This window comes from Agaribacterium sp. ZY112 (genome assembly GCF_041346925.1).
GTDB lineage: Bacteria > Pseudomonadota > Gammaproteobacteria > Pseudomonadales > Cellvibrionaceae > Agaribacterium.
Genome location: NZ_CP166840.1, coordinates 1,850,418 through 1,874,354 on the forward strand (window position 1 = coordinate 1,850,418; position 23,937 = coordinate 1,874,354).

Genomic DNA, 23,937 nt, shown 5'->3' on the forward strand with positions numbered 1-23,937 from the left:
GCAATCTTTGTGAAACTGTGCAGCGATGTATTGCACAAAATTGAAGCAATGGCGGCCTTGATGTTAGAATCCGCGCCGCATTAACGAGAGCTGGAATAATGGTAAGACAACGCACACTAAAAAATGAGATTCGCGCTACAGGCGTGGGATTACACACAGGCCAAAAAGTGTTTTTAACGCTGAGACCTGCACCAGTGAATACTGGGGTTGTTTTTCGTCGTACCGATTTGAGTCCAGCCGTTGATGTACCGGCTCAGGCAACCAATGTTTTTGATACTACTTTATCGACTAGCCTTGGTCAGGGTGAGGCTCGGGTTTCAACAGTCGAACACTTAATGTCCGCTATGGCGGGCTTAGGTATTGATAATGCCATTGTTGAGTTGAGCGCGGCAGAAGTGCCTATTATGGACGGCAGCGCCGGTCCATTTGTGTTTTTGATTCAGAGCGCTGGCATTATTGAGCAAAGTGAAGCGAAGAAGTTTATACGTATACTCAAGCCTGTCACTGTGAAAGATGGCGATAAATATGCGACGTTTAAGCCTTATGACGGCTTTAAGGTCAATTTCACCATCGATTTTGATCACCCCGTGTTTAAAGATCGCAAGCTTGATGCAAGCGTGGATTTTTCAACCACCTCATTTGTGAAAGAAATTAGCCGTGCTCGAACCTTTGGTTTTATGCATGAGTTTGAATACTTGCGTTCACAGGGGCTTGTTAAAGGCGGAAGTGTTGATAACGCCATTGTTGTTGACCAGTACAAAATCCTTAATGAGGATGGTCTGCGCTATGATGATGAATTTGTTAAACACAAGATTTTAGATGCAATTGGCGACTTATACCTATTGGGTTATGGCCTAATCGGCGAATATTGCGCTTATAAAAGTGGCCATGGCTTAAATAATAAAGCCTTGCGAGCCCTGCTTGAGCAACGCGATGCTTGGGAATTTGTAAGTTTTGATGAAGAAGAGCAACTGCCCATTTCCTACCTCAAACCTCTCGCGGCTTAAGACTCCTTGTTTTGATTGAGCACAGTTATTGTGCTCATCAGATTTGGCAAATGTCGATTTTTATGACATATTCCACGGAATGAGTAGAATGTTTCGGGTTTATGCTTAGTATTTCATGTCTACTCTATAATAAAAGAAGCGTGCAATCGCTCTTGTCTAAAGTTGTTCATAGCAGTAACGGGAATCGATGAGATTAATCCTTGTCAGCAAGCGTCACGGTAGCACTCGCTGCATCAACCTAGGTGGTTGGGCTCGGGCGTTTATTGGTGTCTGCTTGGTTGGTTTTCCTGTTGGCATGGGGGTGATGGCCTACCAGCTCTTTGCTCAAAGTGGTGAGGGGCTCCTTGACTCTCAAAGCCGTGAAGCCTGGGTGGCAACGCTAGAGTCTCAGCAAGATGAAGTTGAGTTGGCCCGGCGAGAAGCCGAAAAGCGCTTGGCTGCCCTTACCCTAAGAGTATCTCAGCTACAGGCGCGCCTAGTGAGAATTGATGCTCTAGGTGAGCGTCTGACAACGATGGCAAAACTTGATAGTGGTGAATTCGATTTTAGCCAAGCCCCAGCCTTAGGTGGTCCAGAGACAGAGTTCTCACCCAATAAGGTGGATAGCCAGACGCTTATACATACCTTAGAGCGTCTAGCTCAACAAATTGATGACAGGCAGCAGCAGCTCAATACTTTAGAGGCCTTGCTGGCTGATAAAAAACTACAAAGTGATGTCTTTCTTGCTGGTCGACCAATTAAGAAAGGTTGGATGAGCTCTCGCTACGGTCGTCGCACGGACCCCTTTACCGGTGGTGCTGATTGGCATCAGGGGGTCGACTTTGCAGCCAAAGAAGATTCCGATATTGTCGCTGTTGCTGCTGGAGTTGTGACGTGGTCCGCAGATCGCTATCAATATGGCAAGATGGTTGAAATCAACCATGGCAATGGTTTTGTTACTCGTTATGGGCACTGTAAAGAGCTACTTGTTAAAGCGGGTGACATTGTTAAAAAGGGGCAAAACATAGCCCTGGTGGGCTCTACCGGTCGTTCGACTGGCCCACACGTGCACTTCGAAGTGCACAAGCATGGTCGCGTCGTCGACCCAGCTTCTTATATCCATCGCGCTAGCCGATAAGGCCAGCTCCCTCTCTTTTCTGTATACTTCGGCCTCGGTCGGAGAATTCTCTTTATTGGTTGGATAAACTGCATGATAAACAAGGTATTAAAGCTGGTTTTTGGCTCTAGAAATGATAGAGAAGTCAAGCGTATTAAAAAGCTTGTCAACAAAATCAATGCATTAGAGCCCGAATACGAAAAATTGAGTGACGATGGGCTCAAAGAGTTAACCGAGCAGTTTAAAAAACGCTATCAAGATGGTGAAAGTCTTGATTCTTTAATTCCAGAAGCCTTTGCCGCCGTACGTGAAGCTTCTAAACGCGTTATGGGTATGCGTCACTTTGATGTGCAGATGATCGGTGGTGTGGTATTGCATCAGGGACGTATTTCCGAGATGCGTACCGGTGAGGGTAAAACCCTTGTGGCAACCTTGCCTGTATATTTGAATGCCTTAAGCGGCGACGGTGTGCATGTTGTTACCGTAAATGATTATCTCGCGACACGAGATGCTAACTGGATGCGCCCACTTTACGAAGCCTTAGGCCTGTCGGTTGGCATTATCGTGTCAATGCAGCCTCAGGATGAGAAGTACGAAGCCTATCGCGCCGATATTACCTATGGCACAAACAACGAATTTGGCTTTGATTTCTTGCGGGACAACATGGCCTTACGTAAAGAAGACCGCATGCAGCGCGGTTTGAACTTTGCTGTTGTCGATGAAGTTGACTCCATTCTAATTGATGAGGCTAGAACGCCGCTTATTATTTCTGGCGCTGCGCAAGATAGCTCTGCGCTCTATCGTGTTATTAATCAGCTAGTGCCGTCATTAAAGAAAGTGGCTGACTCGGACGGTGAGCGCAATGAAAAAATCATGTTCAGCAAAATTTTGCTTGAAGGTGATGATAAGGCCTGCTCAGTACCTGCCGCTCTTAGTCGCGCGCAAGCAGAGAATAAAGACCTCGTTATTGTTGACAGCGCAGCCAAACCACCACTGTGCCGCTTGGCTGAAAAAGGCCACTTTGCTCTTGATGAAAAGGGGCGTCAGGTTGAGCTGAGCGAGGAAGGTCATGAGCTTGTTGAGAAGTGGTTAAGCAAAAACGATTTGATGGCTGAAAATGACAGCCTCTATTCAGCGGCCAATTTAAGCTTGCTTCAGCACGTACACAGTGCACTTAAGGCTCACACTTTATTCAATCGTAATGTTGAATATATTGTTCAAGAAAACCAAGTCGTGCTTATTGATGAGCACACCGGCCGTACTATGCCGGGGCGTCGCTTAAGTGAGGGCTTGCATCAGGCCATTGAGGCAAAAGAAGGTGTGCAGATTCAGGCTGAAAGCCAGACTCTAGCCTCAACCACTTTCCAAAATTACTTCCGCATGTACAAAAAGCTGAGTGGAATGACCGGTACTGCTGATACCGAGGCGTTTGAGCTCAAGCATATTTATGGCTTAGAAGTACTTGTTATTCCTACTAACTTGCCGGTTGCTCGTAAAGATCTTAACGACCTTGTATTTATGACCTTCGAGGAAAAAATCGATGCGGTTGTGAAAGACGTTAAAGAGCTTATGGAGCAAAAGGCGCCTGTACTTGTTGGTACGGCCTCGGTTGAAAGCTCGGAGTTAATGAGTAAAAGCCTGAAAAAAGCGGGCATTAAACATGAGGTTCTAAACGCTAAGCATCACGGTCGTGAGGCCGATATCATTGCTGAGGCTGGACGCCCTGGTGCTGTTACCATTGCCACTAATATGGCTGGCCGTGGTACCGATATTAAGCTTGGTGGCAACTTAGATGTGGAGCTAAAACAGCTTGGTGAAGACGCTACAGAAGCTCAAAAAGAAGCGGTAAAAGCCGATTGGCAAAAGCGTCACGACATTGTTCTAGAGGCCGGTGGTTTACATATTATTGGTACCGAACGCCATGAAAGCCGTCGTATTGATAATCAGCTGCGAGGTCGTGCTGGTCGTCAGGGTGACCCTGGTTTGAGCCGTTTTTATCTGTCCCTTGAAGATAACTTGATGCGTATTTTTGCCTCGGATCGTATGCGCGGCTTTATGCAGGCCTTGGGCATGGAAAAAGGTGAGGCCATTGAGCACCGTATGGTGACCAACGCCATTGAAAAAGCTCAGCGTAAGGTAGAGGCACGCAACTTCGATTACCGTAAGCAGCTACTTGAATACGACGATGTTTCTAATGATCAGCGTACGGTCATCTATTCGCAGCGTAATGACTTGCTTGAGTCTGAAGAGATCGAAGGCATTGTGGCTGGCATTCGAGACGATGTGATTGACGGTGTCGTCAGCAGTTATATACCACCTCAGAGCCTTATCGAGCAGTGGGATGTGCCCGGCTTGGAGCAGGCCTTAGAAGTCGATTTTGGTGCAGATTTACCTGTGCAAAAGTGGCTTGATGATGACGACAAGCTCTATGAAGAAACACTGCGTACTAAGATTCACGAAGCCTTGGAAGCACGTTACCAAGAGAAGGCTGAGCGTATAGGTTCAGTAATGCGTTCGCTTGAAAAACAAATCATGTTGCAAGTGCTTGATACTTTGTGGAAAGAGCACCTGCAGAATATGGATCATCTTCGTCAGGGTATTGGCTTGCGCGCTTATGCCCAGAAGAACCCTAAGCAGGAATATAAGCGTGAAGCGTTTGAGTTATTTCAGACCTTGTTGGAGAGCTTGAAATACGATGTGGTAAAGGTACTTTATCGTGTCGAGCCAATGAGCGAAGAGCAGTTAGCTGAAATCGAGCGACGTCAGCTGGCCGAAGCCGAAGCTCAAAAACAACAGCAGCAGCTACAGCATGAGAGTAAAAATGCCCTGCAGGCTGACGAAGAAGAACTTAAAGATATGAGCGCCGAGCGTCCTTATGTGCGTGATGGTAAGAAGGTCGGGCGCAACGATCCTTGTCCTTGTGGTTCTGGTAAAAAATACAAAGCTTGCCACGGCAAGTTAGCGTAACAGGGGCTGGATTTATGGCAGTTGGTAGCTTTGATTGGCCGGGTGTTAAAGCCATTAATGGTGTTCGTTTGGCGGCCGTGTCTGCAGGTGTGAAGCATTCAGATCGTTTAGATATGGCTCTGATTGAAATCTGTGAGGGCGCAAGTGTTAGCGGTGTTTTTACCCAAAATGCGTTTTGCGCTGAACCTATTAAGATCTGCCGTGAGCACTTAGCGCAAGCGAAGCCTCGCTACTTACTTATTAACTCGGGTAATGCCAACGCCTGTACCGGTGAGCCTGGCCGAGCGGCTGCTCTGCAAACATGTCAAGCTGTTGCCGATGCAGCTGGAGTTCAGTTAAACCAAGTTTTGCCTTTTTCTACCGGTGTAATTGGCGAGGTACTACCGGCTTCTAAGTTAATTGATGCAACACCTGCAGCGTGTCAAGCCTTAGATCAAGATGCTTGGCACGATGCAGCCAAAGCGATTATGACAACCGATACTCGTGCTAAGGGCTTGAGTGTAAGACTAGAGCTTGATGGGGTGCCAATTACGCTAAGTGGTATTGCCAAAGGCTCGGGTATGATCAAGCCAAATATGGGTACAATGTTGGCTTATGTGGCAACGGATGCGGCTATTGAGCAAGCTTTGTTAGATACGATAGTGCTTAACGCCGCTAATAAGAGCTTTAATCGTATTACGGTCGATGGTGATACCTCCACTAACGATGCTCTGATCTTGATGGCAACGGCTAAAGCCGAAAACCCTACTGTGCTAGCCGGTTCAGATACTGCTCTAAAGCTAGAGCAGACTGTCAGTGATTTATGCCAAGCGCTTGCTAAAGAAATGGTACGAGATGCCGAGGGCGCAACTAAGTGTGTTCAGGTCGATGTTCTAGGCGGTAATACCGCACAGGAAAGTATTGATGTGGCTTACGCTATTTGTCATTCCCCTCTTATCAAAACCGCGCTCTTTGCTTGTGACCCTAACTGGGGGCGCATAGTTGCAGCTATAGGTTATGCAGGCCTTAAAGATTTGGATGTTAGCCGCGTTAAAGTTTGGTTGGATAACGAACTTATTGTTGAGAACGGTGGTCGTGCAGAGTCTTATACAGAAGAGGCTGGCCAGGTTGTATTTGATAAAGCCGAGTTTTCTATTCGGGTTGAGCTTGCTCGAGGCAGCTGTAACGAAACCCTGTGGACCAGTGATTTAAGCCATGACTATGTGCGTATTAACGCTGAATATCGTAGTTAATTATGCCTAAGCATATCCGTGTTGTGGTTGGCGTGATTGAAAATGAGTTCGGCCAAATCCTTATTAGTCAGCGCCAAGGTCAGCAACATTTGGCAGGCCTATGGGAGTTTCCCGGTGGCAAGCTGGATGCTGGCGAGTCTGCAGAGCAAGCATTGAGTCGTGAACTAAAAGAAGAATTGGGTATAGAGGTTTTACAGGCCGATTTTCTATTTGATATCAAGCATACATACCCTGAAAAGAGCGTTTGTTTACATATATTTCACGTCAAGGCTTTTAGCGGTGTTGAGCAGGGATTAGAGGGGCAGCCTTTACGCTGGCTTGCTCGAGCTGATATCGATACAGTAGAGCTGCCGCCTGCAAATAAAGCCATAGTCGAATGGCTGCAGTCTTGAGCAAGAGTAGGGGAGGTGGTCTAGCTTAAGAGGCAGTGGGCCTTCAATCCTAGTTTTAGAAGCTTTGATCTTCAGACCAGTTATCGACCTCTTCTTCATTGCTACTAATCTGGTAGCTTTCTGTAGCCCAGTCGCCAAAATCAATATCTTTACAGCGTTTACTGCAAAATGGTCGCTCAGGAAAATCCTTGGTCATTAGCACTGTCTTTTTACAGTTTGGACAGGGCATGCTGGCTGTTTTGACATTCATTTCCGTGTTCTCGTATGCTTTTCTGTATTGTAAGAAAAGATGGCTTAAGTGTGAACTGTGATATTGAGCAGGCTAAGTTTAGATACAGGTTTGCTTAAGTAGCTGTTGATGAAGTGCTTGCACTTGTTTGAGGGTTTCTTCAATTGGGCCCTGGTTATTAATAACATGCTGGGCATGCTCTAAGCGGCTTTTACGGCTTAGTTGTGTAGCCATAATGGCTTCAATTTGTTGTCGGCTGTTTTGGTCTCTAAGGCAAGTTCGTTGAAGTTGTGTGGCCTCGTCAACATCGACTACAACAATGGTATCGATCATGTTGCTTTGCTGGGTTTCTAAAAGTAGTGGAGAGCTTAGTACGGAGTAATCAGAATGCGCCTGCTCAAGCTGCTTTTCAATTTCTTTGCGAATTAAGGGGTGCAATAAGTTCTCTAGCCATAGTTTGTGCTTACTATCGCTGAAGATCAGACTTCGTAGCTTTGCTCTATCTAAGTTTCCATCTTCAAGTAGGATATCAGTGCCAAAGCGCTGGCTGATACTCGTAAGTGCGGGTTGTCCGATCTCAACGACTTCTCTAGCGACTATGTCGGCATCAACAACAGTAATGCCGAGGCGCTCTAGTTCATTGCTGACACTTGATTTTCCGGAGCCAATTCCGCCAGTGAGACCGACTTTAAGCATTAGCTGCCCAGTAAGCCTAAATACCAGTTTTGAATGTCAGTGCCCCAGAAAAAAGCCAGCCAGCCAGCAATGGCAAGGTAGGGACCAAAGGGCATTGGTGTGTTTTTATCTTTACCTGACATTAAAATGTTGGCGATACCAAAAATAGCACCAACTAAAGAGGATAGTAAAATAATAGTCGGCAATACTTGCCAGCCGGCCCACGCTCCTAGCGCAGCTAAAAGCTTGAAATCACCAAAGCCCATGCCCTCCTTGCCAGTAAGTAGTTTGAACAGCCAGTAAATACTCCAAAGGCTTAAATAACCTGCCATAGCGCCATACACGGCGCTTTCTAAATCGACAAAGGTGCCGTTGATATTGAGTGCAAGACCTAACCACAGTAAGGGTAGGGTTAGTTGGTCGGGTAAAAGTTGGTGGTCAATATCAATGTAGGTTAGGCAAATCAGAGTCCAAGAGAACAACATTAGTACTGCTGTCTCATAGCTTAAGCCGTAGTGCCAGAAGCAGAAACCCCCTGTAGCTGCGGTTAGTAGCTCAACAAAGGGGTAGCGAAAACTGATTTTGGTTTTGCAGCGTAAGCAGCGCCCTTTTAATAGTAGGTAGCTAATAAGCGGAATGTTGCACCAGGCAGGGATAAGCTGTTTACAGGAGGGGCAGTGAGAGCGGGGGAAGGCGACATTAAATGTTTCTTCTTCAGGCTCTTTCTCAAAGCTCAGACCGTCGTTTTCTGTTAAAAACTCGCGGCACTCTTTGCGCCAGCCCTTCATCATGGAAATAGGCAGGCGGTAAATAACCACATTTAGGAAACTGCCGACGAGTAAAGAAAAAACGCCGGCAGAGCAGAGGAGGATGATTTCTAGCATCTATTATATCGCTTGACCAATTTGGAAGATTGGGAGATACATGGCAACCATTAGTCCACCTACCAAAATTCCAAGTACGGCCATAATCATGGGTTCGAGGAGTGCGGTTAAGCTGTCAACCATGTTGTCGACTTGCTCTTCATAATACCCTGCAGACTTGTCTAGCATTTCATCTAAAGCTCCTGACTCCTCTCCAATAGAGGTCATTTGTATCACCATTGCGGGGAAGACTTTAGTTTGAGTCATTGCAGTATTTAGCTGGGTGCCTGTAGAAACTTCTTCTCGTATTTGTAGGACTGCTTGTTCGTATATATAGTTGCCTGTTGAGCCCGCCACAGAGGTTAGGGCGTCAATTAGCGGAACCCCTGCAGCGAAAGTGGTGGATAGGGTTCTGGAAAAGCGAGCGATAATAGATAAGTAAACAATTTGTCCAACAATTGGAAGTTTTAGTGTAAGGCGGTCAAGGAATATCCTAAATCCTTTGCTTTTTTCTTTGGCTTTACTAAAACAAAAAGCGGCAATACCGCTTCCGATCAAAATTTTCAACCAGTTGGCTTGAGCCATTTCTGATAAGTTAAGTACAAAAAGTGTAAAAGCGGGAAGCTCTGCTCCGAAGCTGGCAAAAGTTTCAGCAAACTGAGGGACAACTTTTACAAGAAGAATCCCTGTAACAACTGCGGCTACTACAAGTACTGCTGTAGGGTATGTCATTGCTTTTTTAATTTTTGCTTTGAGTTGCTCGGTTTTTTCTTTATAGGTGGCAATGCGATCAAGCATTGTTTCAAGCGCGCCACTTTGTTCGCCCGACTCAATTAAATTGCAAAAAAGATCATCAAAATATTTTGGTTTTTTCCTAAGGGAGGCGGCAAAGCTCGTGCCGGATGCTACTTCATTTTTAATTTCTGTGATTAGTGTGGCTAAATTTTTATTGTCCGAACCTCCAGCCACAATGTCAAAGCTTTGAACAAGTGGGACGCCAGCCTTCATCATGGTTGCTAATTGACGAGTAAATAAAGCTATATCCATTGGTTTTATTCTAGCCCCGCCATTGCCGAAAAGAGGACTTGGTTTTTTTCGTACATTTTTAGCTCTAATGCCTTGCTTTATTAGCTGGGCTTTTGCTAAAGATGGAGAAGTCGAAGATACCTCGCCTGAAACTTTATTACCTTTTTTATCGGTGCCTTTGTATAAGTATAATTGTGTAACATTAGTGGCCATTTTTTAATCCTTGGTAACTCGGTTTGCTTCTGCCAAGCTGGTTACGCCCATAGCTGCTTTTCGTAATGCAGCAGTTCGTAAATTAAAGAAGCCGGCTTCTTTAGCTGCATCAGCAATCTGAATTGCGTTGCCTCCCTCCATTATAATACGACTAATAGGAGGGGTGATGCGAACCACCTCATAAACACCAACGCGGCCTTTGTAGCCGTTATTACATGCTTTACAGCCAACAGGTTCATGGAGTTTAATCTCTTCTAGGCCAATGTCATCTATGCCCTCTTCCTTTAGCACTTCGTCAGGTAGGTCTACTGGTTTTTTACATTCAGAGCAAAGGCGTCTCGCTAGGCGTTGCGCAATAATAAGGCTGACTGTTGTCGCTACATTGAATGTAGGTACGCCCATATTCATGAGTCGAGTAAGGGTCTCAGGGGCACTATTGGTGTGCAGTGTAGATAGTACCAAGTGCCCCGTTTGTGCTGCTTTAATGGCAATTTCGGCAGTCTCTAGGTCTCGAATCTCGCCAACCATCACTATATCAGGGTCTTGACGAAGAAAAGAGCGAAGCGCCTCAGCAAAAGTTAGCCCTACTTTGTTGCTAACGTTAACCTGATTGATTCCTTCGAGATTTATTTCCACTGGGTCTTCAGCTGTACTGATGTTTCTCTCAACGGTATTTAATATGTTGAGCCCAGTATAGAGGGAGACCGTTTTACCGGAGCCGGTAGGTCCAGTAACCAGAATCATACCTTGTGGCTGCTCTAGAGCATCCATAAACAGTTTCTTTTGAAAGTCTTCATAGCCAAGCGCATCAATACCAAGTTTGGCGCTGCTAGGATCCAGAATTCGTAAAACAACTTTTTCACCAAAGAGAGTGGGTAGGGTGTTGACACGAAAATCAATTGCTCGACTTTTGGTTATTTTCATTTTGATGCGCCCATCCTGGGGGACGCGCCGCTCTGATATGTCCATTTTAGACATTACTTTTAAGCGAGCAGAAAGGCGGGTGCCCAGATTTATTGGTGGGCGAGCGACTTCTTGTAATATTCCATCAGTACGAAATCGCACTCTATAGACTTTTTCATAAGGCTCAAAATGAATGTCTGAGGCCCCACTTTTAATAGCATCCAAGAGTACTTTATTGACGAACCGAACAATTGGCGCCTCATCATCGTTTGAGCTGTCGTCCCCGCTTTCTGATGAGTCATCGACGGCTTCAATATCTAAACTGTCTAGGTCGTTATCGTCGAGGCCACCAAAGGAGTCTCCGAGGTTGTCTTCTGCCGCATTTAGGTAGGCCTCAATGGCCATTTGAAGTTGTTCCGCCTCTACGAGAATGGCTTCAGTGTTTAGTCCAGTGTTAAATTTAATCTCGTCTAGGCCGTGGAGATTGGTGGGGTCACAAACAGCAATGTACAAACGATTCCCCCTTTTTAGAATGGGAAGTGCGTAATGCTGTTGAATTAAATTTGAATCTACAAGGTCTTTAGGCGGGCTGTCAGGATTAAGTGCGCTTAAGTCTAACAGCGGAGTTCCAAATTCTTCCGATGCTATCTGGGCGACTTTTAAGGCACTCAATTCACTGGTTTGTGCTAGGTGAATAGGAAAAGGATGCTTTTTAGCTTTAGCTGCAGATTCAAGCTCTTCGGCCTGTTCTAAGGTTAATAGCTCGTCATTTACAAGTCTTCGGGCTAAGCCACTTAATATCACTGTATGTTAATCCGTATGAATCAATAATGGTTATATGCCAAGTGTAACCTAGTTTGGGCTTTTATTGAGTTAGATTAAACCGCCTATTGTTAATAGGGAGGAGCGATCACTGTTTAATGTTAGGGCGATGTTTGTAAGTCAGTGACATTTATTGTCGCCTACATGAGTGTGAATTGTAGTTTGCATGAGTTATCTTGTTGTTTTATAGGTGGTTTATTGGATTGGCCCGCGATATGCATGTCGCTTTGTGAATTTAACAAACCCTATATTTAAGGTGATTTTATGAAAAAGGTTCAACAAGGTTTTACTCTTATCGAGCTTATGATCGTTGTAGCGATTATTGGTATTCTTGCAGCTGTTGCCTTGCCTCAGTATCAGGATTACACCATTCGAACTAAAGTATCAGAGGGCTTGGGTTTGGCTGCGTCGGCTAAAACTGCTGTAGTCGAAACGTTCTCAAGCCGAAGCACTGGTGCTGTTGCTGCTTATGCTGGTACAGGTAATAATGTAGCAGGCTCTTATGGCTATGAGTTCTTGGCTCCGACTACCAATGTTGCATCTATTGCTATTGCTGCTATTGCTGATGTTGCTACGCCTGCTGCAGGCGAAGCAACAGTGACTGTGACTTATCAGGGGCAGGTTGGTACTGCTTTGGCTGATAGTGTTGCATTAATTCCTGGTTCTGGTGTGGTGAGTGAGGTTACTGGCCTTCCTGGTGGTGCGATGACTCCTGGTGCAGCAATTGTTTGGGGTTGTACAACAACTAATACTACTGTAACTGCATTTAAGTACTTGCCTTCTAACTGTCGTTATTAATATGCGATAAGTTCTTGTGAGCATAAAAAAACCGCCCTCGTGGCGGTTTTTTTATGCTTGTAGACTTCTGCTCTTCTTTGTTTTCGGGGTGTGTTGTTAAGCGCTTTTTGCTAAGAGCTTTAGTGTTTATCTATTCTATACGTGCATTCTCCGATAGCTATAGTTGTTAGTGCAGTGCTCCACTTTCTAGATCTATACATGCCTCAATATCGCCGTGTTTACTTGTAATCGTTATTGGTGAGCACTTACGATTTGGATTTTGAGGAAATAGTTCCTTATAGGGAAGGTTGTCATTTGTAGCTGGAAAATTAAGGTATAGGTCCTGCCTGTAATCCATGGAGTGTTCCTGGAAGAAGCTTGTTGTAAATGCAGCTGTTTTAATTAGCTCAGGATCTTTTGGTAGGTCAATGACTACTCTATAAGGCGCTTTTCCTATTAGTTGCTCTAGGTTTATTTTCCCTGCGATGGCTTCTTTTTTTGTTATTGTGGTTACCCCTTCGTGGGATAGGCTAATGATATATGGTCGTTCGTTGTGGATAATCCAACTTCCGTAGCAAAGCGCACTTACCTGAAATAGGGCGATAATACTCAGATCCATACGTAGGCTTTTTTTATTTGGGTTAAACACAATAAGGGTTAATAGAGGGCCTAAAACCAAATCTATACCTGCGACAATCTTGATTCCCTGCCACCCGCCTACGTGAATAAGTGGGCCGGGAAACCAAGCAAAAACAATGATCGCTAAAAGTATTAAAAAAATGATAAAGCTAATAGCGAGATGAGAGATAAAGGCTTGCCAGCGCGTGTATTTTTTTAAATCTAAAGTAAGCATTTAGGGGGGGGGACCGGTCTTTTTTTGAGGGGTTAGTCTATCCGCATCGATAAATCGATAGCTTCAATATTCTTAGTTAAATCGCCAAATGAACAATAGTCGATGGCCAAATCACGATTTTGGGCTAAATCTTCTAGTTTAAGGTCACCGCTTAACTCAAATTTAGTCTGCTTGCGATCTAGTTGTATTGCTTCTTCAAGCATAGCCTTGGAGAAGTTATCTAGCATGGCGACATCGGCACCGGCTGAAATAGCCTGTTTGAGTTCATCAATGTTTTCGGTTTCTACTTCTACTTTTTTGCTCGGGGCTAATTCACGAGCTCTTTTTACTGCTCCTTCGATATTGCCACAAGCAGCAATATGGTTTTCCTTTAGCATAAATGCATCGTATAGGCCGATACGGTGATTGCTCAAACCGCCGCAAGTAACGGCGTATTTTTGTGCTAGTCGCATACCGGGAATGGTTTTTCTTGTGTCGAGCAAGGTGATTTTGCTTTCTCCTAGTGCGTCTTTATAGGCTTGGGCTTTGGTGGCTACGGCGCTGAGTAATTGAATGAAGTTAAGGGCGCTGCGCTCACCTGTTAATAGGGTTCGAGCTCGTCCTTTAAGGTCCACCAAGGTGGCGCCAGCTTTTAGCTGATCACCGTCTTTGGCGTGCCATGTTATTTGTTCTAGCCCGCCTAGTTGTTTAAACGTCTCATTTAACCATTCGACGCCACACAAAGTGCAGTCTTCCCGAGTGATGATATGGGCGCTTTTAATTTCATGCTCGGGAATCAGTAAGGCGGTAATGTCACCATCGCGGATGTCTTCTGCAAGGGCTTCACGAACAGCGCGAGTAATGTCGTCTTTAATATCGTTAAGTTGAATATTCATGGGTCCAGTGTATCTGATTTAGCTATTTGTACTGAATTAAGGTCAGTACATCGCCGCTTTGGCTGAAATCGAGTTGTTTTAGTGCGCTCATGCCGAGTAGAACATCTTCACCTTTCATGCCCGTTGTTATTGAGGCTGACAGTTGTTTTAGCTGAATACTGCCAAGTTGCAAGCTGGGTATATTGGTTTGGTAGGCTGTAGCTATACCATTGGCGGTGTGTACTTGGTGAGGGCGTCCTGCTAGTAAGCCTATGCGTTTAGCTAGCACTTCTGGAACGGCAACATTAGTGGCGCCAGTGTCGAGCATAAAGCGCACATCGTGGCCGTTGATTTTTCCTGATGCGACGTAGTGGCCAGCTCGGTTGCGCTTTAGTTTGACTATTCGTTGGCTATCACTTTGTTCTGAGCTTACATTTTGATTTGGGTTGTACTGTTTTTCCTCCCAGAAGCCAAAGGCGAAGCTAAGGCTGATTAGTACCAAGACCCAGAATATGCTGAGCATAAATCGACCGGCACGTTGTGTTGATTCAGGCTTGTTACTCATATTATTGGCTTGTAAGAGGGACGTATAACTGTATCGAATAGTGGCTCAAATTTACAGGTTCTTTTACTCTAATTCATAACGCAATTCTTTTGACTTAAACACGGCTTTATTGTGTTAAAACGGACCAGTTTCACACTTTGAGCTGAAAGTGCTTCCTCTGGTTTGGCTGTTTCTTATACTCGATGTTAATAAGATTCATAAATGCGCGGCTTGAGGAGATTTAAGGTGATTCAAAAGATTAACAAACCGGTCTCAGCGCACTCATCAAATGACACCCTGATGGATGACAAAATTGTAGCACTGGATGCTGATACCGAAACACAGTTGCGTTCTCGCTTGAGTCGTTTACCTGCGCCTGTTATAGCAGTGAAGGATGAGGCGTTGAGGCAGTTTGCCAAGCTGTTTCGTCAATACTTCGATAAAGCCGATGATAGGTTGTTTGAGTTGGCCGATAAGGCAGCTACAAACGAAGAGCAGAACGTATATTTTGAATCTATGCGTGAATTGCGCTTGCGTCGTGTACAGATGGAAAAGCGCTTCCATAACACACTAATACAAGCCTTTGCAGTACTAACCGACCCCAACTCTGCCCGCCAAGAAAGCTTCAGCAGTATTAAAGCGGATGCGTTGTCGCTTGTTGAAAATGAGGATCTCGACACCTTGGTTGCTGTTGATACGGCTGTGGCGCGTGCCAATGCTAATGCTGGTGAGGCAATGCAGCTTATATCATTGCGCTTGGATAGCCTCTTACCCGTCAAGGTTTATCAAAAGAACATGCCTCTTGGTGCTGATGTGGTCTGTAAAGCCTTTATGGACCAGGTTAGGGTGCTTGACGTTAACCTTAAAGTTAAGCTGGTTTTATTTAACCTCTTTGATCGTATTGTTGTGCAAGCACTGTCTGGCTTGTACGAAGCTGTGAACCAAGTGCTTATTGAGCATAATATTTTGCCCTCCTTATCGAACCGTGCTGCTTCGAATCGAATAGTAAGAGAGGAGCGTCGCGCCCCTATGCTTGCTTCGCGTCAGTCTGGGCCTGCTGGACAGAGGCCTAAGTCTGAGGCTGCCCCAGCACTAAGCTTGAGCCGTGAAGCGCAAAACTCACTTGCGCAGTTGTTTGGTGGTGATGTGCTTGATGAATCGGAGCTGTTTGTTGATTCGGAGCAATTATCGAATCGTCAAGTCGTGCAGCTGTTAAATGTCGCACAGAAAATGCCAGCTTTACAAGGTGACGGTGTTTTAACTGGGCAGAGCTTGCGCACTTTAATCGATCGTTTAAAGCAGAAAGCGGGTTCGCGTTCCGTGAACTCTGTAGACGAGCAAGTGATGAGCTTAGTCAGCAGCTTGTTTGATGTGATACTCGATGATGGCAATTTACCGGCTTTAATGAAGACCCTCATTAGCCGTATGCAAATTCCAATCATTAAGTTGGCGATCGCAGATAAGACTTTTTTTACTAAGAGCGGCCATGTTGCGCGCCGCTTGTTGAATGAAATGGCGACAGCAGCTATTGGTTGGTCGGCAAAAGGTAGTCGTGAGCGTGATCCGCTTTACAGCAAGATCAATAGCATTGTTAAGCGTTTAGTGTCTGAAGGTGACAGTAGCTTAGAGACTTATAGTGAGCTACTTGCAGATTTTACCGCCTTCTTGGAGAAGGAGCGCAAGCGCGTTGCCCTTTTCGAGCGCAGAACTGTTGATGCTGAGGGCGGTAAGGCTAAGGCTGAGCTAGCGAGGACTACTGTAGCTATTGAAATTGAAATCCGTTGTGCAGAATATCAATTTCCCGATGCCATCGATAAGCTAATTAACGAGGCGTGGAATAATGTTTTGTTTGTTTGCGCTTTAAAACATGGCTATCAGAGCGACGAGTGGGATGAGGCTCTAATTACTTTAGAGCAACTTGTTGCTAGTCTGCATACGCCAAGTGACAGTGTTCAACGTACTGCGTTAATTAAGTCGGTCCCCCCCTTATTGAAAAAGATACGCAAAGGCTTAGATACCATTTCTTACAATCCTTATGAAATGTCGGCTCTTTTTAAAGGCCTTGAAGCGGTTCACTTGCAATGTATTCGTGGGCAAAGTCCTGTTAAAGCAAGGTTTCGTTCCAATGATAAAGGTATTGGGCAAGAGCTTGTCACTGCTAAAGCAAGCTCACTTGATGTGAAAAAAGTGCCGTCTAAGCTCGAGACTGCTCAGGTTCAGCAGCAGATTCAACAGGATAAAGGCTCTTCAACACCCTCTAAAGCTGAGCAAGAAGCCCTGCGCTTACAAAAAGAGCAGGCTATCGCGGAAGCTCAGCGTATGAATGTCTTGTGTGAGCAGGTTAAGGCTTTTGTTCAGGGGGCGTGGTTTGAATTACAGCTTGCTGTTGAAGACAGTAGCTTGCGCGCTCGTCTGGCCGCGTTTATTAAACCTACGGGCAAATATATCTTTGTGGATAGGAGCGGTAAGAAGGTTGCGGAGTTCACTGAAGAAGATTTGGTCGCCTTATTAGCTGAGGAACGTTTAAAGGCCCTAGATACAGGCCTTCTATTTGATCGAGCCCTAGAGACCATTGTTACTGGCCTTAGAAAACAAGCGCATTGAGGCCTGTGTCTTAGCGGGTTAGTATTTGCCTTTCCGCGTTGAAGGCCATTTGTCTGGCATGTATTCCTTAGATAGCGGCTGGCTTACGCCTGCCGAGCAGCTTGCTTCCCCTAATTTTAATCAGCGTCCAGAAGGGGCTGTTGTTTCTTTGCTTGTTGTTCACTGTATCTCTTTACCGCCCAATGAGTTTGGTGGCCCTTGGATCAGGGACTTCTTTTGCAATTCTTTAGATTGTTCTGCCCACCCTTATTTCCAGAAAATCTCAGAGCTACAAGTGAGCTCGCACTTCTTTATCGAGCGCTCTGGCCATATTGTCCAGTTTGTTGCTACAGGTGATAGGGCTTGGCATGCTGGCCAATCAAGTTTTGATGGTGTGGCCGATTGTAATAACTACTCTATTGGTATTGAGCTTGAAGGCTGTGAGACTAAGCCTTATACAGATGAACAATATCTTGCATTATCTAAGCTCAGCCGCTGTTTAATGAGTTATTATTCGGATATTAGCCCTGAGCGCATATGTGGCCATAGTGATATCGCGCCGGGGCGCAAGACTGATCCAGGGCCTTTATTTGACTGGTCTTATTTTCGACAACTGCTAGCCAATAACGAGTAGCAACATACTAATAAAAAGGCGTTTACATGGAAATTATTGTTGTTGTACTGGCGCTTGCCTTTCTGCAGGTTTGGGGAGCAAGAAACCCCTTGCATCACGATGGTTGGTTTCGAGCTTGGTCTCGTTTTGCTTTAGAGAAGCTAGGGGGGGGGGCATCGCCACCGAGGGAACTTTATAGTTTCCTTGTCGTTTTTGTACCGCTGTTATTATTTTCAGCCGTCTTTCAGTTATTACTTTGGCAGAGCCCGTGGATTGTTTTACCTGTAGCGGTGTTGGTTTTGCTTTATAGCCTCGGCCGAGGTGAGTTTTTTGAAATTGTTCGTGAATACACTCAGGCTTGTTATATAGAAGACTGGGAAAGTGCCTGTGAGCGTGCTCAGCGTTTTCAGGTTGATGTTGAACACCTAGAGCAAGATGATTGGTCAAGCTTGCATAGGCATGTGTTGGATCAAGCCGGTTATCGGGGGTTTGAACGTATGTTTGCAGTACTATTCTGGTTCTTTGTTTTGGGGCCGGTGGGAGCGCTTATGTACCGCTTGGTATTTATACAGGGTGAGCAGAATCCAAATGAGAAGTTGGCAGCGCGCTGGCTGTGGTTGTTAGAGTGGCCGGCAGTTCGTTTGTTGGGTTTGACCTTTGCCCTTACAGGCAACTTTTCTGGCTGCATGGAGCACTGGCGTGACTGTGTGTTGTGTGCACGACGTCGTACGATAGATATTTTGAGCCCTATGATTTTGGGGGCGCTTTCCGTTCGTGATGACCTTGAACAAAGCTGTGAAGTGACTCGTAAAGAACTCACCCTTATGAGTAAGCTCTTTCAGCGTTCCTTATGGTTTTGGATCGCCGCAGCCGCGTTGTGGTCATTGTTTGTTTGAAGTTGTTTGGCAAGCTTTAACAATAAGGCAAGGCTCGGTATCACCATTAGTGAGGTAATAACAAAAAACAGGGTCCAGTTGCCATTAAGAGTATCGACCAGTTGACCGCTTAGCGAAGAGAGCGTCGTGCGCCCTAAGTTGCCTAACGATGCGAGCAGGGCGTATTGTGTGGCAGAGAATTGGTGGTTACACAGTGCTGAAATAAAAGCGACAAAAGCAACAAGAGACCATGAGGTTGCTAAGCCGTCGATCACCACCGCCGCAATAAAGTGCGGGATACTAGGGCCAACAAGAGCTATCCAAGCAAACATAAGATTGCTTGCGGCCATGGCAATACCACTTAACAATAACCCTTTAATAACACCAAAGTGAGCATTTAGTGCGCCGGCAAAAAGGGCGCCTGCTATGGTGACCCACCATGTGAGCATCTTGCTGTAGCTGGCAATATCGGTATTACTAAAGCCGACCTCTTTATAAAAAACGATGCTCATTCGCCCGAGAAAGGCCTCTCCAATTTTGAATAAAAACATAAACAAAAGGATTTGTAAGGCCAGTTTTAAGCCATTGCGAAGAATGAAGTCCTGAATCGGAGCGCAGACACCAGCCAGAATATGGCCGAGTGCTTTGTCTCCGTATTGGTAGTTCGTTGCCGCTTGCTTGTTTGTGCCCTGTAAGGAGCGGGCTAAGAATAGGGCCGTAGCGCCGGCAAGGCTTAAGCCAAGCGCAATTAATAGAGGCACCGTCGCCGCATGTGTGCTTATTTCACTGGGCGCACCTGGCATGTCCATCAAGCTCCAAGTCACCAGTGCAATAGGGCTTAACAAAAGTAGGAGCAATACTGTTTTACGTTTAGCTCCTAGTGCTGCCGATGCTGCCGACCAGCGCTGCACTTCTTTGGCTTTATTGGGGTTGCTCTGTCCAAACTCGGGTTTTGGCAGTAGGGTACTAAGCAGAGCAATAATGGCACTAAGGGCTGCCAGCAGAGTGTAGAGTTGGGGCCAGCTCCAGCCGTGATCCGATAGCGCAAGAGGTACAAAACCTAGGGCAGCGTAGCCCGTCCACCAGCCTGCTGTTGCAGCCGCAGAAGCCGTGGCGAGCTTATCTTGTTCTTCGCTGGCAAAGCTATCAATGCGATAGGCATCAATGGCAATATCTTGAGTGGCCGAAGAGGCGGCAATAACAAGGGCAATGAGCACCAAGGTTTGTGTTGCGGAGCTGCTTTCTTGCAGGCTCATCAACAGGCAGGCTGCACAGATAAGTAATAAGCACGGAGTAATCCACGCTTGGCGATGAGCTAAGATAGACTTAAAGGGGTGGAAGCGGTCAATCAGTGGTGCCCACAGGAAATTAAACACGTACACACTAAAAATAAGGCCGGCATAACCAATAGCGCTGCGGCTGACCCCGCTGTCTTTAAGCCAGAGAGTTAGAGCTGAACCAGTCATGACCCAAGGTAAACCACTGGCAATGCCAAGTAAGAATACACTGGCTATTCGTCGGTCCTTATAGGCGCTTAATGTATTTTTGATCTGGCTTTTGATATTGTCGCTCGCTAGTTTTACTTGTTATTGCTCTTCATGCGTTTAATTTCACACACATGTTTTCTTTTTTACTTGGTTTGCGCCAGTTTATCCCATGCGGGTGAGCTTGTGTTGGATAACGGTGATCATCTTGAGGGAGAGCTGAGTGCGATTACGGCAGTGGGGATTGTCTGGGCATCACCAGTGTTTGGTGAAATCACCGTACCTAAAAACAGTGTTGTTGACTTAGTAAGCTCAGTACCAATGAAGTTACGCGGCTACGATGGGGTTTGTTATTGGGCTGGGTTTGAGCAGCGACGTGTCACCTTTGAATGTGAAGGTGGCAACTATTTTGTGCTGGAGCTTCTGGAAGTTAAAGAAGCTTTAATGTACGAAGGTTATGCCTTAGCGCCTTTTGACCACAATGGTTACTTGCGGGCTACGGGCTATCAAGAAGCTGGTCAAGTGACTAAGCAGGACTGGAATATTGAGGCGGGTATCAATATTCGCCATTTAGATATGCGTCATTCGTTAACTTATAAGTTTCGTGCGGAATCGTCCAATAGTGACGATAAACTTTACCAGCGCTGGGAGCCACGCTATCAGTTTGATTGGTTTTTTGCGCCTCAGACCTATTTAACGTCTTCTGCTAGTGTACTTCGTGATGAGCTGCGATTAATCGATTTGCGAGCGAGTTTAGGTGCTGGTTTGGGTTATCAGTTCTGGGAGAGTCAGCGTTCAGCCCTCTCTATTGAAACCGGGCCTCAGTATCTACAAGAACAGCTTTCAGACTCTCAAGACAGTTCAATGAAAACCAAAGAGCAATATGCAACGTGGCGTTTAGCTATGGATGGTCGAGTTGAGCTTCCACGCGAGATAAAGCTCTACTCTAAAGTTGAAATGCTACAAGCTTTACGCGATCAAGAAGAGTGGAAGTGGAATACAGAATCGGGTTTGGCTATGCCCATAGCTGGTGGTGTAACCGCAGATATTAATTTTATCTACAACTATGACAACTTACCTCCAGACGGTGTTGCTAAATTAGATTCTCGTCTAAGTGTGGGCCTTGGTTTTAAGTGGTAGCGCCCCCATTTAGTTTCTTTGCCTAATTTATATTGGAGTTGCCGTGCGCGCCCTGTTATTACTTTTTATTATTGTTCCACTTGTTGAGCTTTTGGTCTTAATTCGTGTGGGCTCGGCCATTGGAGGTTTAAGCACGGTTGCTTTGGTGGTTCTAACCGCCGTTATAGGTTTAGCCTTAATTCGTATTCAGGGTGTACAAACCTTGATGAGCGCACAGCAGAAAATGGCTCTTGGTGAAACACCCGCGCGTGAATTACTCGATGGCATTGGTTTGGCGATTGCGGGCGTATTCCTTTTATTGCCTGGTTTTGTAACTGATACCATAGGCTTTGCGCTGCTTATACCTGGCCTGCGTCAAACCCTGTTTTTTAACTTGATTCAGCCTTCTTTAATGCGAGCGAATTCACAGCGCCCTAATAGAGAAGAGAAAGGGCGTACGATTGATGGAGAGAGTTGGCGCGAATAGGCTGTCACGCAGGTGTAAGCAAGTAAATCAGTTAAAAAATTAGTTTTTTTCCCTTTGGGGTGTTGAAAAGCCCAAAGCCAACCCCATCTTGCTTTCACAGAAATTCTCCGCAGCGCACTTGTGTTGCGGTATTGCTTAAATTTTGGCCATGTTGGCCTCATGATTACGGAGAGAATCCATGAATATCCGTCCTTTACACGACCGAGTAGTAGTTCGTCGCAAGGAAGAAGAACAAACAACTGCAAGTGGCATTGTTCTTCCTGGCTCTGCTAAAGAAAAACCAAACCAAGGTGAAGTCATTGCTGTTGGTAATGGCCGCGTACTGGATAACGGTGACGTTCGCCCTGTAGACGTAAACGTTGGCGACATCGTTGTTTTTGGTAAGTACGCAGGTAGTGACACCATTGAAGTTGATGGTGAAGAGCTAGTTATCCTGAGCGAAGGCGATATCAAAGCTGTTGTAGCTTAATACACCTCGGTCTCCTGAATTTAACCTTGTAATCAAAGGAAAAGAACATGTCTGCTAAAGAAGTAAAATTTGGTAATGACGCTCGCGTAAAAATGCTTGCGGGTGTAAACATTCTGGCTGATGCCGTTAAAACAACTTTGGGCCCTAAGGGTCGTAACGTTGTTTTAGATAAAAGCTTTGGCGCTCCAACCGTAACTAAAGATGGTGTATCTGTTGCCAAAGAAATCGAACTTGAAGATAAGTTCGAAAACATGGGCGCGCAGATGGTTAAAGAAGTGGCTTCTAAAGCTTCTGATGACGCAGGTGACGGTACTACGACTGCAACCGTTCTGGCTCAAGCCATTGTAAATGAAGGTTTAAAGTCAGTTGCTGCTGGCATGAACCCAATGGATCTTAAGCGCGGTATCGACAAAGCCGTTGCCGCAGCTGTTGAGCAAGTAAAATCTGCAGCTCAGCCTTGTGCCGACACTAAGTCAATTGCCCAAGTAGGTACTATCTCTGCTAACTCTGACACCCACGTGGGTGACATTATTGCTGAAGCAATGGAGAAAGTAGGCAAAGAAGGTGTTATCACTGTTGAAGAAGGTAACAGCCTAGAAAACGAGCTTGACGTTGTTGAAGGTATGCAATTCGACCGCGGCTACTTGAGCCCTTACTTCATCACCAACCAAGACAACATGAGCGTTGAGCAAGAAGCGCCTTTCCTTTTGTTGGTTGATAAAAAAATCTCCAACATCCGCGAGTTGTTGCCAGTATTGGAAGCCGTAGCGAAAGCCGGTAAGCCATTGGTTATTGTTGCTGAAGACGTTGAAGGCGAAGCTTTAGCTACCTTGGTTGTAAACAACATGCGTGGCATTGTTAAAGTAAGTGCTTGTAAGGCACCAGGCTTTGGCGATCGTCGTAAAGCTATGTTGCAAGATATCGCTATCCTAACTGGCGGTACGGTTATTTCTGAAGAAGTGGGTTTGGACTTAGAAAGCGTAACACTTGAGCACTTAGGTCAAGCTAAACGTGTGACTATGTCTAAAGAAAACGCGGTTATTGTTGACGGTGCAGGTCAGGCTGCCGACATTCAAGCGCGTGTTAATCAAATCCGTGCTCAAATCGAAGAAACTTCATCTGACTACGATCGCGAAAAACTTCAAGAGCGTGTTGCTAAGCTTGCTGGCGGTGTTGCCGTTATTAAAGTTGGCGCAGCCACTGAAGTAGAAATGAAAGAGAAAAAAGCCCGCGTTGAAGATGCACTTCACGCAACTCGCGCTGCTGTTGAAGAGGGTGTTGTTGCCGGTGGTGGTGTTGCTCTTGTTCGCGCTGCTGCTGAAATCGAAGGCCTTACTGGCGACAACGAAGATCAAAACCACGGTATTGCTGCTGCACTTCGTGCAATGGAAGCGCCGATTCGTCAAATCGTTGCTAACGCTGGTGATGAAGATTCTGTTGTGGTTAACAACATCAAAAAAGAAAGCGGTAACTACGGATACAACGCTGGTACCGGCGAATACGGCGATATGATCGCGATGGGTATTCTTGATCCAGCTAAAGTAACTCGTACTGCGCTACAAGCTGCCGGTTCAATTGCTGGTCTTATGATCACCACTGAAGCTATGGTTGCTGATAAGCCATCTGACGCTGCTGCTCCTGCAATGCCTGATATGGGCGGCATGGGCGGTATGGGTGGCATGGGCGGTATGATGTAGCGATGTAAATTTCGCCCAGCTTTCCAAGCTCTTTAGAGGCTCCTTCGGGAGCCTTTTTTGTGTGAGCCACATACCACAGAATCTTACTGATATTTTCTACTTTTTAATCTTATGCGCTGTTTTCTAATATTCCTATTGTTGTTTTTATCCGCTTGCA

The 23,937-nt window shown here is 45.7% G+C and carries 22 protein-coding genes; 13 read left to right on the forward strand and 9 right to left on the reverse strand.

Annotated features, from left to right (window positions below; genetic code table 11):
• The first annotated feature begins 98 nt into the window (after window positions 1–98).
• The 5 genes from lpxC to mutT all read left to right on the forward strand — a co-directional run bounded on the left by lpxC (window position 99) and on the right by mutT (window position 6,694).
• Entirely contained in the window at window positions 99–1,007 is a 909-nt protein-coding gene (gene lpxC, locus AB1S55_RS08090) for a UDP-3-O-acyl-N-acetylglucosamine deacetylase (RefSeq protein ID WP_370981300.1), read from the forward strand.
• A 187-nt stretch (window positions 1,008–1,194) separates the two neighbouring features.
• Window positions 1,195–2,124 carry a peptidoglycan DD-metalloendopeptidase family protein gene (locus tag AB1S55_RS08095; RefSeq protein WP_370981301.1) on the forward strand — a complete coding sequence of 310 codons (930 nt, stop codon included), beginning with the start codon at window positions 1,195–1,197 and terminating at the stop codon, window positions 2,122–2,124.
• Between the two features lie 72 nt (window positions 2,125–2,196).
• The gene (gene secA / locus AB1S55_RS08100) at window positions 2,197–5,070 is read left to right on the forward strand and encodes a preprotein translocase subunit SecA (protein WP_370981302.1); all 2,874 of its coding nucleotides are present in this window, start codon (window positions 2,197–2,199) and stop codon (window positions 5,068–5,070) included.
• Window positions 5,071–5,084: 14 nt separating this feature from the next.
• On the forward strand, window positions 5,085–6,302 hold the full coding sequence (gene argJ / locus AB1S55_RS08105) for a bifunctional glutamate N-acetyltransferase/amino-acid acetyltransferase ArgJ (protein ID WP_370981303.1): 1,218 nt from the start codon (window positions 5,085–5,087) through the stop codon (window positions 6,300–6,302).
• A 2-nt stretch (window positions 6,303–6,304) separates the two neighbouring features.
• Window positions 6,305–6,694 (forward strand): 8-oxo-dGTP diphosphatase MutT, encoded by a 390-nt coding sequence (mutT, locus tag AB1S55_RS08110; protein WP_370981304.1) that lies wholly within the window; start codon window positions 6,305–6,307, stop codon window positions 6,692–6,694.
• 55 nt (window positions 6,695–6,749) lie between these two features.
• Here the strand turns inward: mutT and AB1S55_RS08115 are convergent, their stop codons facing one another.
• From AB1S55_RS08115 to pilB, 5 genes are all read right to left on the reverse strand, one after another.
• The gene (locus AB1S55_RS08115) at window positions 6,750–6,944 is read right to left on the reverse strand and encodes a DNA gyrase inhibitor YacG (protein ID WP_370981305.1); all 195 of its coding nucleotides are present in this window, start codon (window positions 6,942–6,944) and stop codon (window positions 6,750–6,752) included.
• Window positions 6,945–7,022: 78 nt separating this feature from the next.
• Window positions 7,023–7,619: a dephospho-CoA kinase gene (coaE, locus tag AB1S55_RS08120; RefSeq protein WP_370981306.1), complete on the reverse strand. Its 597-nt coding sequence runs from the start codon at window positions 7,617–7,619 to the stop codon at window positions 7,023–7,025.
• Window positions 7,619–8,482 (reverse strand): A24 family peptidase, encoded by an 864-nt coding sequence (locus AB1S55_RS08125; protein ID WP_370981307.1) that lies wholly within the window; start codon window positions 8,480–8,482, stop codon window positions 7,619–7,621. Before AB1S55_RS08125 ends, coaE begins: the two co-directional genes overlap by 1 nt.
• Window positions 8,483–8,485: 3 nt before the next feature.
• On the reverse strand, window positions 8,486–9,700 hold the full coding sequence (locus AB1S55_RS08130; RefSeq protein ID WP_370981308.1) for a type II secretion system F family protein: 1,215 nt from the start codon (window positions 9,698–9,700) through the stop codon (window positions 8,486–8,488).
• Window positions 9,701–9,703: 3 nt separating this feature from the next.
• Complete coding sequence (gene pilB, locus AB1S55_RS08135; RefSeq protein ID WP_370981309.1) at window positions 9,704–11,407, reverse strand: type IV-A pilus assembly ATPase PilB; 1,704 nt, start codon at window positions 11,405–11,407, stop codon at window positions 9,704–9,706.
• Between the two features lie 282 nt (window positions 11,408–11,689).
• Here pilB and AB1S55_RS08140 point away from each other — a divergent pair, with 282 nt between their 5' ends.
• Complete coding sequence (locus AB1S55_RS08140; protein WP_370981310.1) at window positions 11,690–12,223, forward strand: pilin; 534 nt, start codon at window positions 11,690–11,692, stop codon at window positions 12,221–12,223.
• Between the two features lie 166 nt (window positions 12,224–12,389).
• Here AB1S55_RS08140 and AB1S55_RS08145 read toward each other — a convergent pair whose 3' ends face one another.
• Genes AB1S55_RS08145 through AB1S55_RS08155 form a run of 3 tightly spaced genes read right to left on the reverse strand, consistent with a single transcriptional unit; the run spans window position 12,390 to window position 14,474 of the window.
• Complete coding sequence (locus AB1S55_RS08145) at window positions 12,390–13,055, reverse strand: hypothetical protein (RefSeq protein ID WP_370981311.1); 666 nt, start codon at window positions 13,053–13,055, stop codon at window positions 12,390–12,392.
• A 32-nt stretch (window positions 13,056–13,087) separates the two neighbouring features.
• Window positions 13,088–13,930, reverse strand: coding sequence for a carboxylating nicotinate-nucleotide diphosphorylase (gene nadC / locus AB1S55_RS08150; protein WP_370981312.1), 843 nt, complete (start codon window positions 13,928–13,930; stop codon window positions 13,088–13,090).
• 22 nt (window positions 13,931–13,952) lie between these two features.
• Window positions 13,953–14,474 carry a TIGR02281 family clan AA aspartic protease gene (locus AB1S55_RS08155; protein ID WP_370981313.1) on the reverse strand — a complete coding sequence of 174 codons (522 nt, stop codon included), beginning with the start codon at window positions 14,472–14,474 and terminating at the stop codon, window positions 13,953–13,955.
• Between the two features lie 225 nt (window positions 14,475–14,699).
• Between AB1S55_RS08155 and AB1S55_RS08160 the strand changes: the two genes are divergently transcribed.
• The 3 genes from AB1S55_RS08160 to AB1S55_RS08170 are packed head-to-tail and all read left to right on the forward strand — an operon-like array spanning window position 14,700 to window position 18,545.
• Window positions 14,700–17,057 carry a DUF1631 domain-containing protein gene (locus AB1S55_RS08160; RefSeq protein WP_370981314.1) on the forward strand — a complete coding sequence of 786 codons (2,358 nt, stop codon included), beginning with the start codon at window positions 14,700–14,702 and terminating at the stop codon, window positions 17,055–17,057.
• A gap of 58 nt (window positions 17,058–17,115) precedes the next feature.
• Window positions 17,116–17,670 carry a 1,6-anhydro-N-acetylmuramyl-L-alanine amidase AmpD gene (ampD, locus tag AB1S55_RS08165; RefSeq protein ID WP_370981315.1) on the forward strand — a complete coding sequence of 185 codons (555 nt, stop codon included), beginning with the start codon at window positions 17,116–17,118 and terminating at the stop codon, window positions 17,668–17,670.
• 26 nt (window positions 17,671–17,696) lie between these two features.
• Window positions 17,697–18,545, forward strand: a complete 849-nt coding sequence (locus AB1S55_RS08170) for a histidine kinase (protein WP_370981316.1) — start codon at window positions 17,697–17,699, stop codon at window positions 18,543–18,545.
• On the opposite strand, the gene AB1S55_RS08175 is transcribed toward AB1S55_RS08170, so the two are convergent.
• Window positions 18,488–20,086, reverse strand: a complete 1,599-nt coding sequence (locus AB1S55_RS08175; protein WP_370981582.1) for an MFS transporter — start codon at window positions 20,084–20,086, stop codon at window positions 18,488–18,490. The genes AB1S55_RS08170 and AB1S55_RS08175 overlap by 58 nt on opposite strands.
• A 108-nt stretch (window positions 20,087–20,194) precedes the next feature.
• On the opposite strand from AB1S55_RS08175, the gene AB1S55_RS08180 reads away from it, so the two are divergent.
• The 4 genes from AB1S55_RS08180 (at window position 20,195) to groL (ending at window position 23,780) form a co-directional block, all read left to right on the forward strand.
• A complete protein-coding gene (locus AB1S55_RS08180; protein WP_370981317.1) occupies window positions 20,195–21,148 on the forward strand; it encodes a DUF481 domain-containing protein in 954 nt (317 codons plus the stop codon).
• A 43-nt stretch (window positions 21,149–21,191) separates the two neighbouring features.
• On the forward strand, window positions 21,192–21,614 hold the full coding sequence (locus tag AB1S55_RS08185) for an FxsA family protein (RefSeq protein WP_370981318.1): 423 nt from the start codon (window positions 21,192–21,194) through the stop codon (window positions 21,612–21,614).
• A 178-nt stretch (window positions 21,615–21,792) separates the two neighbouring features.
• The gene (locus tag AB1S55_RS08190) at window positions 21,793–22,083 is read left to right on the forward strand and encodes a co-chaperone GroES (RefSeq protein ID WP_370981319.1); all 291 of its coding nucleotides are present in this window, start codon (window positions 21,793–21,795) and stop codon (window positions 22,081–22,083) included.
• 47 nt (window positions 22,084–22,130) lie between these two features.
• Complete coding sequence (gene groL, locus AB1S55_RS08195; RefSeq protein ID WP_370981320.1) at window positions 22,131–23,780, forward strand: chaperonin GroEL; 1,650 nt, start codon at window positions 22,131–22,133, stop codon at window positions 23,778–23,780.
• The last annotated feature ends 157 nt before the right edge of the window (window positions 23,781–23,937 follow it).

Coding starts and splice junctions, on each gene's coding strand:
- AB1S55_RS08170 (WP_370981316.1), top strand. CDS start 17,697: ATGGAAATTATTGTTGTTGTACTGGCGCTTGCCTTTCTGCAGGTTTGG.
- AB1S55_RS08125 (WP_370981307.1), bottom strand. CDS start 8,482: ATGCTAGAAATCATCCTCCTCTGCTCTGCCGGCGTTTTTTCTTTACTC.
- argJ (WP_370981303.1), top strand. CDS start 5,085: ATGGCAGTTGGTAGCTTTGATTGGCCGGGTGTTAAAGCCATTAATGGT.
- AB1S55_RS08130 (WP_370981308.1), bottom strand. CDS start 9,700: ATGGCCACTAATGTTACACAATTATACTTATACAAAGGCACCGATAAA.
- secA (WP_370981302.1), top strand. CDS start 2,197: ATGATAAACAAGGTATTAAAGCTGGTTTTTGGCTCTAGAAATGATAGA.
- mutT (WP_370981304.1), top strand. CDS start 6,305: ATGCCTAAGCATATCCGTGTTGTGGTTGGCGTGATTGAAAATGAGTTC.
- lpxC (WP_370981300.1), top strand. CDS start 99: ATGGTAAGACAACGCACACTAAAAAATGAGATTCGCGCTACAGGCGTG.
- AB1S55_RS08140 (WP_370981310.1), top strand. CDS start 11,690: ATGAAAAAGGTTCAACAAGGTTTTACTCTTATCGAGCTTATGATCGTT.
- groL (WP_370981320.1), top strand. CDS start 22,131: ATGTCTGCTAAAGAAGTAAAATTTGGTAATGACGCTCGCGTAAAAATG.
- coaE (WP_370981306.1), bottom strand. CDS start 7,619: ATGCTTAAAGTCGGTCTCACTGGCGGAATTGGCTCCGGAAAATCAAGT.
- AB1S55_RS08155 (WP_370981313.1), bottom strand. CDS start 14,474: ATGAGTAACAAGCCTGAATCAACACAACGTGCCGGTCGATTTATGCTC.
- AB1S55_RS08095 (WP_370981301.1), top strand. CDS start 1,195: ATGAGATTAATCCTTGTCAGCAAGCGTCACGGTAGCACTCGCTGCATC.
- AB1S55_RS08190 (WP_370981319.1), top strand. CDS start 21,793: ATGAATATCCGTCCTTTACACGACCGAGTAGTAGTTCGTCGCAAGGAA.
- AB1S55_RS08115 (WP_370981305.1), bottom strand. CDS start 6,944: ATGAATGTCAAAACAGCCAGCATGCCCTGTCCAAACTGTAAAAAGACA.
- AB1S55_RS08145 (WP_370981311.1), bottom strand. CDS start 13,055: ATGCTTACTTTAGATTTAAAAAAATACACGCGCTGGCAAGCCTTTATC.
- ampD (WP_370981315.1), top strand. CDS start 17,116: ATGTATTCCTTAGATAGCGGCTGGCTTACGCCTGCCGAGCAGCTTGCT.
- nadC (WP_370981312.1), bottom strand. CDS start 13,930: ATGAATATTCAACTTAACGATATTAAAGACGACATTACTCGCGCTGTT.